The 12,976-nt window shown below is 42.2% G+C and carries 13 protein-coding genes, 1 rRNA gene and 1 pseudogene; 10 read left to right on the top strand and 5 right to left on the bottom strand.

Going from position 1 to position 12,976, the window contains the following annotated elements:
- The first annotated feature begins 269 nt into the window (after positions 1 to 269).
- Entirely contained in the window at positions 270 to 716 is a 447-nt protein-coding gene (locus BQ4305_RS03545) for a MarR family winged helix-turn-helix transcriptional regulator (RefSeq protein ID WP_110926499.1), read from the top strand.
- Positions 717 to 826: 110 nt separating this feature from the next.
- On the opposite strand, the pseudogene BQ4305_RS03550 reads toward BQ4305_RS03545, so the two are convergent.
- From BQ4305_RS03550 to BQ4305_RS03565, 4 genes and pseudogenes are all read right to left on the bottom strand, one after another.
- Positions 827 to 2,151: pseudogene (locus BQ4305_RS03550) on the bottom strand (IS1182 family transposase).
- 216 nt (positions 2,152 to 2,367) lie between these two features.
- Positions 2,368 to 3,459 (bottom strand): FUSC family protein, encoded by a 1,092-nt coding sequence (locus BQ4305_RS03555; RefSeq protein WP_110926500.1) that lies wholly within the window; start codon positions 3,457 to 3,459, stop codon positions 2,368 to 2,370.
- 292 nt (positions 3,460 to 3,751) lie between these two features.
- Complete coding sequence (locus BQ4305_RS03560) at positions 3,752 to 5,074, bottom strand: glutamate-1-semialdehyde 2,1-aminomutase (protein WP_407640131.1); 1,323 nt, start codon at positions 5,072 to 5,074, stop codon at positions 3,752 to 3,754.
- A gap of 66 nt (positions 5,075 to 5,140) precedes the next feature.
- The gene (locus tag BQ4305_RS03565) at positions 5,141 to 5,452 is read right to left on the bottom strand and encodes a hypothetical protein (protein ID WP_110926502.1); all 312 of its coding nucleotides are present in this window, start codon (positions 5,450 to 5,452) and stop codon (positions 5,141 to 5,143) included.
- A gap of 100 nt (positions 5,453 to 5,552) precedes the next feature.
- On the opposite strand from BQ4305_RS03565, the gene BQ4305_RS03570 reads away from it, so the two are divergent.
- The 7 genes from BQ4305_RS03570 (at position 5,553) to perR (ending at position 10,998) form a co-directional block, all read left to right on the top strand.
- Complete coding sequence (locus BQ4305_RS03570; RefSeq protein ID WP_110926503.1) at positions 5,553 to 6,560, top strand: ABC transporter ATP-binding protein; 1,008 nt, start codon at positions 5,553 to 5,555, stop codon at positions 6,558 to 6,560.
- A gap of 42 nt (positions 6,561 to 6,602) precedes the next feature.
- Positions 6,603 to 7,394, top strand: coding sequence for an ABC transporter permease (locus BQ4305_RS03575; protein ID WP_110926504.1), 792 nt, complete (start codon positions 6,603 to 6,605; stop codon positions 7,392 to 7,394).
- 4 nt (positions 7,395 to 7,398) lie between these two features.
- Positions 7,399 to 8,184: an ABC transporter permease gene (locus tag BQ4305_RS03580; RefSeq protein WP_110926505.1), complete on the top strand. Its 786-nt coding sequence runs from the start codon at positions 7,399 to 7,401 to the stop codon at positions 8,182 to 8,184.
- Between the two features lie 102 nt (positions 8,185 to 8,286).
- Positions 8,287 to 8,697 (top strand): potassium channel family protein, encoded by a 411-nt coding sequence (locus BQ4305_RS03585; protein WP_110926520.1) that lies wholly within the window; start codon positions 8,287 to 8,289, stop codon positions 8,695 to 8,697.
- A gap of 72 nt (positions 8,698 to 8,769) precedes the next feature.
- A complete protein-coding gene (bcp, locus tag BQ4305_RS03590; RefSeq protein ID WP_110926506.1) occupies positions 8,770 to 9,240 on the top strand; it encodes a thioredoxin-dependent thiol peroxidase in 471 nt (156 codons plus the stop codon).
- 204 nt (positions 9,241 to 9,444) lie between these two features.
- The gene (locus BQ4305_RS03595) at positions 9,445 to 10,389 is read left to right on the top strand and encodes a D-2-hydroxyacid dehydrogenase (protein ID WP_110926507.1); all 945 of its coding nucleotides are present in this window, start codon (positions 9,445 to 9,447) and stop codon (positions 10,387 to 10,389) included.
- Between the two features lie 171 nt (positions 10,390 to 10,560).
- Positions 10,561 to 10,998 (top strand): peroxide-responsive transcriptional repressor PerR, encoded by a 438-nt coding sequence (gene perR / locus BQ4305_RS03600; RefSeq protein ID WP_110926508.1) that lies wholly within the window; start codon positions 10,561 to 10,563, stop codon positions 10,996 to 10,998.
- Positions 10,999 to 11,059: 61 nt separating this feature from the next.
- Here the strand turns inward: perR and BQ4305_RS03605 are convergent, their stop codons facing one another.
- Positions 11,060 to 11,425, bottom strand: a complete 366-nt coding sequence (locus BQ4305_RS03605; RefSeq protein WP_110926509.1) for a YgzB family protein — start codon at positions 11,423 to 11,425, stop codon at positions 11,060 to 11,062.
- Between the two features lie 138 nt (positions 11,426 to 11,563).
- Here BQ4305_RS03605 and BQ4305_RS03610 point away from each other — a divergent pair, with 138 nt between their 5' ends.
- Together BQ4305_RS03610 and BQ4305_RS03615 are read left to right on the top strand one after the other, a co-directional pair.
- Positions 11,564 to 12,427, top strand: a complete 864-nt coding sequence (locus BQ4305_RS03610; protein ID WP_110926521.1) for a nucleotidyltransferase-like protein — start codon at positions 11,564 to 11,566, stop codon at positions 12,425 to 12,427.
- Positions 12,428 to 12,759: 332 nt separating this feature from the next.
- Positions 12,760 to 12,976, top strand: a 16S ribosomal RNA gene (locus BQ4305_RS03615); the annotation flags it as partial.

The following is a 12,976-nucleotide window of genomic DNA, read 5'->3' on the forward strand; positions in this document are numbered from 1 at the left end:
CGATCCGCTCAGAAAAAAGATGTAAAACATAAAAAACGCCACTTGTCATGAACAGACAAGTGACGAACGAAAAAAGGCGAAGCCTCTTAAAATTTCGTCTCTCAAACAGAGCTTGAGTTTAAAGATATATACTAGAATAATTTCATTTTCCAAGATTGTCAATCTATCATTATTTGCCTCTTTTTTTGACAGTTCTTTTCAGATTCTTTAGAGTTAATAGAAGATAGGAAATAAGGGGGAGAAACAGGCTGGATATCACAACAGAAATCATGAACAGTATTGAATTGAGTGTATTCAGGGTCAGGAAGAAATTGAAGAAGATTGTCGAAATTAATATCGCGCCGTACGGGATAACGACCTCCCAATTTTATATTTTGATGCTGATCAAAAGAAAGGGCTCCGTAAGGTCCACCCAGCTTGCCGAGTTGTTAAATGTTAAACCGAGCGCCATTACGGTACTGATTGACAGGCTGGCAGAACTGGAATATGTGGACAGACATCCTTCCCGATTAGACAGGAGAGTAACGGAGCTGGAGCTGAGCAAAAAGGGGAAAGAGGCACTCGTGCACATCATGGCAGACCATAATGAGCTTTTTGAACGCCATATTGACTTCTTTTCATTGGAGGAGCTTGAGAAGCTGTTGGCTGAACTTCAAAAACTAGAAAATGTCGCAGATAAAATTCTCGATGGACTTCCGCCGCAATCTTCAATTTAAAATAAGCATAAAAAGGGGCTGCAGGAAATCCTGCAGCCTTTTGTCTTTTTGAGATTTTCTTAGGTATTTTATGGTCTGATTTTAAGCAAAATGCTCTTCGGTATTCTATTTTAGACCATAGCCGAAGCTTGCCATGTCCAATTGGCAAGCTTCTTTAAATTCATAGCAGCAAAAGTAAGCATCGCCTGCATGGACAATTTTTTAATCCCTCGAAGTCGCAAAGACACGTTCAATCGTTTCTTTGCGTCTTGCATATATTTGTTTGATATTTTTTTTGATGACGAAGATGATCTGCTTCCTCCACATACTGCGCCCAAATATGACGTTCAATCATTTTTCTGTGCTCCTTACTATTTGTACATTGAGCGAGTAAAGGACAATTGGCACATTGAACTGGGTTCGACTTGTATTGGCGTTTGCCTTCTTTGGTGGTAGTTGAATATTTTAGAACCTGTCCTTCCGGACATAGGTAGCAATCATAGTACTCGTCATATACATAATGGTGCTTGCGTAAAAACCCATCTTTCGTTTTGTACCTTGTATAAGGAAGTACTGGTTGAATCTCATGTTCAAATAAGAATTTAGTAATCGCAGGAGTTTTATAAGCAGCATCGGCAGCAACAGCAAGTGGCTTCTTCACTTTTTCCATAACCTTTTCAACAAGTGGCTGAAGCATATGACTATCATGAACATTTCCAGGTGTCACAACCGCCCCAAGTATAAACCCATACCGGTCCGCAGCCGCATGGAATGAATAAGCAAACTGTTTCGTTCTTTCATCTTTTACATAATAGCCACTTTCAGGATCTGTTGTACTCTCTTTAATCTCCTTAACTTCTTCTTTTTCAAATTTATCTGATGGGAATGGTTTCTTCCCATGATCAACTCGATCCTGATTCAATTCTTCTTGAAGTTTAGCTTCATATGCCCGAGTCTCTTTACGAACTATCTTCTTTTCGAATTTACGTTTATTCGCACTTGCTTTAACATGTGTTGAATCGATGAAGACATGGTCAGCACTTAGTAGTCCTTTATCTGCAATTTCTTTAAGAATTCGATAGAAAATCTGTTCGAAGATATCCGTATCTTGGAAACGACGTTCATAATTTTTACCGAAGGTAGAAAAGTGCGGTACTTCTGAATGAAATCCAAACCCTAAAAACCAACGATACGCCATATTTTTTTCAATTTCTCTTATTGTTTGACGCATTGAACGAATTCCAAATACATATTGAACAAATGTCATTTTAATTAATACGACTGGATCAACACTAGGTCGACCTAGTGTTAAATACAGTGATTCAACTAGTGGATAGATGAAAGAAAAATCAATAGCTGATTCAAGCTTTCTGACCAAATGATCCTGTGGTACAAGTTGCTCTATTGTAATCATTTCCATTTGATCACGTTCACTTATTTGATTTTTTGTCATCATATCCATTCACCTCAGAGGATTTATTTAGAAAGGAGTAGATTGTAGTGCAGGCGGCGACTCCTGCGGGAAAAGCGTGAAGGCCGATACCCCGCAGGAGCAAAGCGACGAGGAGGATTGGGCCACGCCCGCGGAAAGCGTCCGCCGAAACGAAAATTAACTAACACTATTTCTTAAAAGAAAAAAGACTGTAGGCTGCAGGAAATCCTGCAGCCTTTTTTAGTCCGTATCCTGTTGAACAGAAATCTCATTGACTCCCTGGTGATAGGACTGGAAGCTTGAGATTAATTTTTCCAGGTGTTCCAGCTGTTCTTCATATTCGATGATCGCCGAAATCAGCGGAACAATCCTGGCTGAAAAGTGGGTGATGTTGCAATCCGCATCATCCAGATGTTTCTGCTGCTCAAAGAAGAGAGTGAGCAGCTCCTGACGATGGAAAAATTCTTCTTTCGGATCGCTGATGGCCCCGATTGATTTGATTTTATCAATATGCTGGAGCAGCAGGCGTTCGTGCTTCAAAATTAATTGATCGATATGCATGAAAACATCCTTTTGGAAGGTCTCTGGCATATGATGAATTTCATTTTCAAACTTATGCAGCCTTTTTAACGTTTCAAAAGCTTTCTTTGTCGTTGTAATGATCTGCCTATAGACAACCAATTTCCTTGCAGTGGCAAGCCTGTTCCTTTTGAAGTAATCTCTTTCTTCTTTGAACATCGAGTAGGTTTGTTCGATCTTCATGAGATCGTCCTTCAGTCTGTCGATGTCCTTTTTCAAAAAGGTGTGCTCAGAAGCGTGTCTTGTACTAATCCGAATCCACTTAATGATATCTTCCGTAGCTTCGTTTATCCGATTATATAACCTAGTTTCATATTTAGGCGGTATAAAGACAAGATTTACTACAAAGGATGATAGAATACCCAGCAGTACGGAAGAAAAACGGATAAAGGCAAAGTGCAAAAACTCGCCCTGTTGGCTTTCCATTAAGGCGATAACCGTAACAATGGAAAGGACGATGGTCTTCTCCATTTTCAATCTTAGGTTGATGGAAATGACGATGATAACGGCAAGGCCTACAATGAATAGATGGTTGCCGAACAAAAGGACAAACGTGACAGCAACAATCGCACCGATAATATTTCCTTGAATCTGCTCAAGAACCGTTTGATAGGAACGGTATATCGTTGGCTGAATCGCAAATATGGCCGCAATTCCTGCTAAGACGGGAGCTGGCATATTTAAAAGCTCTGATAAATATAAGGCCAAAACAATGGCTATTCCCGTTTTTAATATGCGGGCACCTAGCTTCATATAGTAAAAGTTCCTTTCTTGTTTTTAAAATTAAATTAAACAGCATCCATGCTTTACATTTAAAATTTACACTAATTCGGGAAAAAGTAAACAAAAAGAAATATACAACCTATTGTACTTCATTTCAACTATTAATATGATATTTAGGTTATTTTATCTAATAACCGAAGAAAAAGGAAGAAAAGCGCCTGCTGTGAGGGAGTCAGCCCACTTGGATGGGAACAGTACGGAAGCCGGAGATAGAAAAAACCTGTGACGGAAGGTCACAGGTTTTTTAGGCTGGTATTCGTTTTTATTCATTGCCAAGCTGTTTGAAGGCCCGGTTTACAGCTTTAAGCGTTTCTTGAATGTCAGCTTCTGTATGAGCTGTAGTTAAGAACCATGCTTCATACTTGGAAGGGGCCAGGTTCACGCCTTCCGCAAGCATCAATTTGAAGAATCTGCCGAATTTCTCGCCGTCTGTATTTTGAGCCTGCTCATAATTCGTGACTTTCTCATCCGTAAAGTAAACGGTGAGCGCACCTTTTAAGCGATTGATCGTAATCGTCACGCCATGTTCGGCAGCCGCCTCCAAAATACCTTTTTCAAGGATTCCTCCCAAACGGTCAAGTTCGTCGTAGACACCTTCTTGTTTAAGCACTTCAAGACAGGCGATTCCGGAAAGCATGGAAGCAGGGTTGCCGGCCATGGTTCCTGCCTGATAAGCAGGTCCGAGGGGAGCAACAGTTTCCATAATTTCTTTTTTGCCGCCATAAGCACCGATTGGAAGTCCGCCGCCAATGACCTTGCCCATAGCCGTAAGGTCAGGCTTTAAGCCAAGCATGTCCTGTGCTCCGCCGTACATGAAACGGAAAGCGGTAATAACTTCATCAAAAATAACAAGTGCCCCTGCTTCATGAGACAGTTCAATGACATCTTCCAGGAATCCCGGTTTTGGCTCCACAATTCCAAAATTGCCGACAATCGGTTCAACAAGAACGCCTGCGATCTCATTGCCCCACTTAGCCAATGCTTCCTTAAATGGTTCAATATCGTTGAACGGCACCGTAATGACTTCCTGAGCGATGCTTTGCGGAACGCCGGCTGAATCCGGGGTGCCGAGTGTAGAAGGGCCTGATCCGGCAGCCACTAGGACTAAATCGGAATGGCCGTGATAGCATCCTGCGAATTTAATGACTTTGTTTCGGCCGGTGTAAGCCCGTGCGACCCGAATTGTTGTCATGACCGCTTCTGTGCCGGAATTGACGAAACGGACCTTATCAAGGTTGGGCATTGCTTCTTTCAGCATTTTAGCGAATGTCACTTCATGTTTGGTCGGTGTTCCGTAGAGGACACCTGTTTCCGCTGCATGTGTAATCGCTTTGGTGATGTGCGGATGGGCATGTCCGGTAATGATTGGACCGTAGGCTGCGAGATAATCAATGTATTTGTTGCCGTCCACATCCCAGAAATAAGCGCCTTCTCCGCGTTCCATCGCAACTGGTGATCCGCCTCCGACGGCCTTATAAGAACGTGACGGGCTGTTTACACCGCCAACGATATGTTCAAGTGCTTCTTTATGTAGCAATTCAGAGTTTTTGAATTCCACTTGTATTCCTCCTCTATAAATACGCATATCCTTATCCATCATAGCACTTTTTGTTCGGAATATGGAGGGATGTGCTGAAAACAGCCATATTCCTTAAACTGCAATATATTCTTTGATAAATGTCAGGACAGCGAGGATGGTCTGGGCATCCTCCACATCAAATTTCTGGCGTTTGAATTCCCCGCTTGATTGATAATAGATGATTTCGCCTGTTCCTTTTGTTTCATTGATCTCAAGCCGGAACATAAGCAAGGTCTCTGCAATGGAGCCTCCTTCATCTCTTTGAACAATTTGGCCAAGCACTTCGTTGTATTCATTTTCATACAAAAAATCAAGCTGCTGGGAGGCTGCAATCTTTTCTGTCTGAGAGAGAATCAGATGCTCCAGACTTTGGTTTTCATTCATATTTACCGCTCCTTTATTTTTAAGCATTATTATTGTTTAATAAGCTGCAGTTGGCTAAACTAATTGATTAGGACTGATCATATGTGGAGGAAGGAATCGAATGAGTAATGCAATCGAAGTAAGACAGCTGCGGAAGGATTTTAAATCGTATACGAGCAGAGCTGGTCTGAAAGGGGCTTTTCGGGATCTGCTAGTAAGAAACTATAAAGTCGTTTCAGCTGTGAACGATATTAATTTTACTGTAAAAAAAGGAGAGATGGTAGCTTATATTGGGGAAAATGGAGCAGGGAAATCGACAACGATTAAAATGCTTACCGGTATATTAACGCCGACCTCTGGTGAAATCATGGTTAATGGAATGAATCCGCATAAGGAACGGGAGCGTTTTACCCGGACGATCGGAGTCGTATTCGGCCAGCGTTCACAGCTCTGGTGGGATATTGCCGTACAGGAATCCTTCCGGCTTTTAAAAAAAGTGTACAAGGTGAGCGATGAACAGTATAACGAGCATATGGAGCATGTAATCCGGACGCTTGATATCGGGCCGCTTCTGGACAAGCCTGTCAGAAAGCTTTCTCTCGGCCAAAGAATGCGCTGTGAGCTGGCGGCTGCTTTGATACATAATCCGCCGCTGTTATTTTTGGACGAGCCGACCATCGGGCTGGATGTACTTGTTAAATTAAAGATTCGGGAGTTCCTAAAAGAAATTAATGAGAAATATAATACAACGATTCTTTTAACGACGCATGATCTGGGCGATATTGAAGCGCTTTGCGACCGCGTCATTATGCTGGATGAGGGAAAAGTGATTTATGACGGGCAGCTCCAGAAGCTGAAGGACGACTGGCTGGAGGAAAAAGAAGTTCAGTTTCAGCTGATTGATCCGGCCCCGCTTCAAGAATTGGAATCACTGCCGTTGCCGTTTCCGATTACATGGGAACTGGATGAAAAGCACCACACCTTTAAGGCGGTTATCAAGGATGAGGGCGATCAGATTTCTCAGCTGATATCCGCGGTTGTTTCCCATTATAAAATCAAGGATGTTAAAATCCATGAAACGAGCATTGAGGAAATTGTGCGCGGCATTTATGAAAAAGGAGCAGTCTGACTCCCTTGAAGGGGCAGTTAGCATAGGAGGGAGACTGTAGAGTTGGACAAGTATCTTGAGATGATCCGGATGCGCTTTTTAATGATGCTCGCATATCGGACCGATTATTACACAGGCATATTAATTTACAGCATTAACATTGGCGCCTATTACTTCTTATGGGGAGCCATTTATGGGGATAAGAGTTCGATTGAAGGAATGTCCGGAGCACAGATGACTACATATGTAGCCATCGCCTGGATGGCCCGTGCTTTTTATTTTAATAACATTGACCGGGAAATTGCCACTGAAATCAAGGATGGCAAGGTAGCGGTCGAATTAATCCGTCCTTATAATTACTTGGGCATGAAAACCATGCAGGGGCTGGGGGAAGGGATTTTTCGTTTCTTTTTCTTCTCCATACCGGGGATGGTGATCGTCTCGCTCATTTTCCCTGTACAGCTTCCGGCAGATCCGCAAATTTGGGGATTTTTTGCACTATCCCTGTTGTTTAGTTTTATCATAAATACTCAAATCAATTTGCTGACCGGCTTGATCACTTTTTTCATTTATAACGGAAATGGGCTCATTCGGGCGAAGCGGGTCATTATCGATTTGTTTTCAGGTTTGCTGCTGCCGATCAGTTTTTATCCGCTTTGGGCACAGGATGTCATGAAATATTTGCCGTTTCAGGGAATCAGCTATATTCCAAGCATGATTTACAGCAATGGATTTACAGGCGGAGAAACGTTTGCTGCCCTACTGCAGCAATTCGTCTGGGTGTTGATTTTACTTATTCCGATTCAGCTTCTGTGGGTGCTCGCTAAGAAACAGCTGATCATTCAGGGAGGGTGAAGAAGTGTTTTATCTGTCGATGTTTTTTCAATATATCAGCCAATATATGAAAACCAGAATGCAATACCGGGCTGATTTAATCATTGAGATTTTTTCAGACTTGATGAACCAGGCGGTGAACCTTGTGTTTATCCTGGTCGTATTTGGCCATACACAGCTGCTGAGCGGCTGGACCCGTGAGGAAATTATCTTTATTTATGGTTTTTTCCTTGTCCCGTATGCCCTGTTTTCAACGTTTTTTAATATATGGGACTTCAATGACCGCTATATTGTGAAAGGGGAGATGGACCGGATCCTGACGAGGCCGATTCACAGTCTCTTTCAGGTGGTTTTAGAGAGGATGGAACTCGAATCTCTCTTCGGACTGATTACCGGGCTGATTATCGTTTTCTATGCAGGCATTTCTCTGGATCTGCAGATAGCTTGGTATGATCCGTTCATTTTCGTCCTATTTGCCATTGGGGGAGCGCTCGCCTATGCAGCCATCTTTGTGATGATTGCAAGCATTGGCTTCTGGTCTGATTCCAAAACATCCATCATGCCGATGATGTACAATATCGGGAACTATGGCCGCTATCCAGTGGATATCTATAATAAGGTCATTCGGTTTATTTTAACCTGGATCATTCCATTTGCTTTTGTCGGCGTTTATCCGGCTTCCTATTTCCTTGGAAAACAGGAATGGTATTACCTTTCTTTTGCCACCCCGCTGATCGGTGTAATCTTCTTTGTGATTGCCGTTCTAATTTGGAATCAGGGTGTGAAGAAATACAGGGGAGCAGGGAACTGATAAAAAGCCGCCCGCTATAAAGCGCCGATTCTCTGCTGTTCTTTTATGGAAGGACAGGGAGTATTTATAAGAGAAAGGTGTTTAATGAAGCGGGGAGTGCCGATGACATTATATCTTGTAGTGGCGGCAAGTATCTTTTGCATGACGATGAGTATCCGGACATTATTTATAGCAGACTCTGCTGAAAAGCGATTTTCCGTAAAGGATTTATATTGGCTGGGGAATTTATATGCCACAATTTTAATCGGGTTTGCCCTGATTTACCTTGTATTTGAGCTGAAGAACCACTCAGTTATTTTGGATACTGGCAACCGTATAGAAGGAGGTTTTACGGATCAGCTGAGGACCTCCTTCTATTTCAGTGCGATGACCATGTTCTCGGTCGGGTATGGCGATGTAAGTCCGATAGCAGCTGGGCGCTTAATTGCCACTATCCAGGCGTTTATTGGCTATACACTGCCGGCGGCTTTTGTCATCCGAACATTTATTGATCGGGGAACCCCGGGCGAGTGAAAGCATGAGAGTTGAGTTTGGAGGGAGTATTCGGTACTCTTACGGTAATGGAATACGATTGGAGTGACGAATATGACTGGTATAATTGGCGAAAAAGCCCCGGATTTCACATTGCCTGCCCAAGATGGGAAAGAGGTATCTTTGAGTGACTTTCGCGGCAAATATGTAGTGCTGTACTTTTATCCGAAAGACATGACACCGGGCTGTACGACAGAGGCATGCGATTTCCGTGATCAGCATGCAAATTTTGAGGAATTGAATACTGTCATTCTCGGAGTCAGTCCCGATCCTGCAGCACGGCATGAAAAGTTCATCGAAAAGCACGGTCTGCCTTTCCTGCTGCTTGCAGATGAAAACCATGAAGCAGCTGAAGCGTATGATGTATGGAAGCTGAAGAAAAACTTCGGCAAAGAATACATGGGAATTGAGCGTTCTACCTTCTTGATTGATGAAGACGGCAATCTGATCAAGGAATGGCGCAAGGTGAAAGTGAAAGGCCATGTAGAGGAAGCGCTGGAATATATCAAGGGGATAAAGAAGTAATTCATCGGAATGCAAGCCTATTTTCTGGAAGGAAGGCTTTTGTCCACTTCCGAAAAGGCATATCCGAATATGCTTTAGTAAGGGAATACCTCCTCAAAAAAATGGTGGCACGGGTTGTAATGACCCGTGTTTTTTTTGTATTTTTTCATAACGCCCAATGATTCATGATAAAATTTTACATATAACAAGGGAGGGAGAATCAAGATGCTCATTTTATCTACAATAATACCGCCGCAAGCCATTCAAAAAGAAATGGAACGCAAATTTCCAAATGAACAGTTTGTATATAGAAAAGGATGGGATGAAGACTATTTATCAAAAGCGGAAATTCTCATTACGTATGGAGAAGATCTTACAGAGGCTGAGATTCAAAAGGCGGGCCAGCTGAAATGGATCATGGTGATGAGCGCCGGTTTGGAAAAAATGCCGCTCAGCACTATTGCGGCTCAAAACATTCTAGTCACCAATGCAAGGGGAATACATAAGATCCAAATGGCTGAATACACAATAGGTGTATTGCTCCAATATGAAAAGCGTCTGAAAAGGCTGATTGCTCAAGAAGAGAAAGGGGTTTGGGACAGAAAGCTGATGATGGGCGAACTGGCCGGTAAAAAGATGGCCGTCTTAGGAACCGGAGCGATTGGCGGAGAAATTGCCAGACTGGCGAAGGCCTTTCGAATGGAAACAATCGGAGTGAACAGAAGCGGCCGGTCTGTCGAGCATGTGGACCGGATGTACAGAATGGAGGAATTGGATGCAGTTCTCGCAGAAGCCGATTATGTGGTGTCCATTCTCCCAAGCACACCTGAGACACGGCATCTGCTGCAGCCTGAGCATTTTAAAAGAATGAAAAAATCGGCCGTCTTTGTCAACCTGGGCCGCGGGGACCTTGTAAAAAGCGAGGACCTGATGGATGCGCTGCAAAAAGGCGAAATCGCCCATGCTTTTTTGGATGTTTTTGACCAAGAACCTCTAAAGCCGGATCATCCTTTTTGGACCATGGATAATGTAACTGTGACTCCCCATGTTTCCAGTAAAACGGATCAATATCTTCCGCGGAGTTTCCGCATCTTTGAAGAAAACTTTAAAGAATATACAACCGGCGGGGAAAACTATATCAACCGAATTGATTTAGAAAAAGGGTACTGACCATATTTAAGCATTTGCTGGCGTACATGCCGGCAAATGCTTATAATAAAGAAAGGGAAATCCCTTATCTGTACAGCAGAAAGATTGACAAATTCACTGGTATCAAGGTAAACTATTTATAAACATTATAATATAAGAATGCATTTTAAATAGAAAACGAGGTGCGTAACGGTGTCTAATGATCAATTACAAGAAGCTTTGCATTCGTTGAAAGATACCGGTGTCAGAATAACTCCTCAACGGCATGCAATCCTGGAATATCTAATTAACTCAATGTCCCATCCGACAGCAGATGAAATCTATAAAGCGTTGGAAGGCAAGTTTCCTAATATGAGTGTTGCCACTGTATATAACAATTTGCGTGTATTCCGTGAAGTCGGGCTTGTAAAGGAATTAACCTATGGAGATTCATCAGCACGTTTCGATTTCGTAACTACCAATCATTATCATGTCATTTGTGAAAGCTGCGGGAAAATCGTGGATTTCCATTATCCTGCTTTAGATGAAGTGGAGCATTTCGCAGCACAGGTGACAGGCTTCAATGTCAGCCACCATCGTCTTGAGATCTATGGAGACTGTCCGGATTGTGCGAAAAAAGAAGCGCATTAAAAAAAAAGTTCCGCCTGACATGGTTGGAACTTTTTTATTGCGTACGCTGGACCAGCTGATTCTACATATCGGTAAATCCATGACGCCCTTTTTTATTATATTTTTCATCGAATTCCATGCCTTCTAGTTTTTTATCCAAGGTGAGGGGATCATTACAGTGCATGCAAATATCCACACGCCCGAGGATTTTCGTGGGTTTCTGGCAATTTGGACAGACAACCTGAATGGTTTTGGCGGAAAGCATGCCAATCCAGAAATAAACGACAGTGCTTGCGATGATAGACAGCAATCCCAACAGCATAAAAATTGTCATGACCACCGGATGGGATTTAAAGAAGATACCAAGGTACATAACGACAAAGCCTATAAAAATCAAACTCAAAGCAAAAGTACGAATTTTGTTTATTTTACTAGAATATTTCGCCATGCATGTCCCTCCTAATTTCTCTAACTATATCACAAAAAATGGATACCGGAAAAATATTTTCCATTTTTAACTTTAGGAGGATAAAGGGTGAGTTTTGTCGAATTACATACTAAATCTATCGTTTTGGAGGAGTTAAAAATGGAGGATATCCTTCGTCCGATTTATCAGGAACGTGCCAGTTCGCAATCAACACTCGGCATCCTTCTTATTGAGAAAAACGAACATGCCAGTTCTGTAACAGATACATTTGATTACATTCTGTTTGTAGTGGTTAAGGAAGCGGAAGATGCATTTTTTCTAAAGCATTATACATACCAGGACAAAAAAGCTGCCCTGCATATCGTTACAGAGGCCCAATTGCAGGAATGGATTCTGCTCGGGAACAACCGAAAAGTAATCGAGTGGATTCATCAAGGAAAAATCCTGTTTGACCGTAATGAATATCTGGAAAAGCTGAAGACGGAAATCAGAGAGTTTCCTTTTTATGGGCGGAAGCTGAAGATGGGGATTGAATTTGCAAAGCTGATAAGGCGCTATATGGACGGGAAATCATTCTTTGAAACAGGACATTATTTAGATGCCTATAATCATGTTGTTCATTCTTTGCATCATTTAGCGAGGCTTGAAATGATCGATCAGGGTTTTTATCCGGAAGTGACCGTTTGGAATCAGGTGAAACACATCGAGCCGGAAATCTATAAGCTATATGAAGAGCTGGTAAGCAGTGAGGAGACACTGGAGAAGAGACTGGAACTTTTATTTTTGGCCAGTGAGTTTCTTATTTATTCACGAACAGAGATTGGTTCCCAGCATATCGTGGAAATTATGGGCCAGAAGGAAGGCTGCTGGACAATTGCTGAATTGATGGAACATCCTGAGCTTTCCTATTATGCGGTGGATATGGGAGTCCTGATTGAATATCTTATAGAAAAGAATGTCATTCATATCGTAAAAGAGGAAACAAAAGGAAAGGGAATTTATCATCGTTATTATACAGTTTAAAAAAATAATGAAAAAAATTCATTTTAGTTGTTGACGATTCAAAAATTAGATGTTATATTAATATACGTCGCTGAGGGACATAAGCTTTCACAGCGGCGGAGTGATCAACGGATCACTAAGAAAAATAAAAAAAGATGTTGACACAAACTAATGAAACGTGTTAAGATCAAAGGGTCGCTTCTGAAAGGAACGGCATCGAAATTGCTCTTTGAAAACTGAACAAAACAAAGCGTAAGCGTACGATATATAGTGAACTAACACTATTTTTAAAAAAAGTAATGTTGACCATTGATTCATATCAATGCCAGCACTTCTATGAGCAAGTCAAACATTCTTCGGAGAGTTTGATCCTGGCTCAGGACGAACGCTGGCGGCGTGCCTAATACATGCAAGTCGAGCGAATCAAAGGGAGCTTGCTCCCGGAGATTAGCGGCGGACGGGTGAGTAACACGTGGGCAACCTGCCTGTAAGACTGGGATAACTTCGGGAAACCGGAGCTAATACCGGATAGTTTCTTCCCTCTCATGAGGGAAGATGGAAAGACGGTCT

The organism is Bacillus massiliglaciei, assembly GCF_900098925.1.
Taxonomy (GTDB): Bacteria; Bacillota; Bacilli; order Bacillales; family DSM-1321; genus Peribacillus; species Peribacillus massiliglaciei.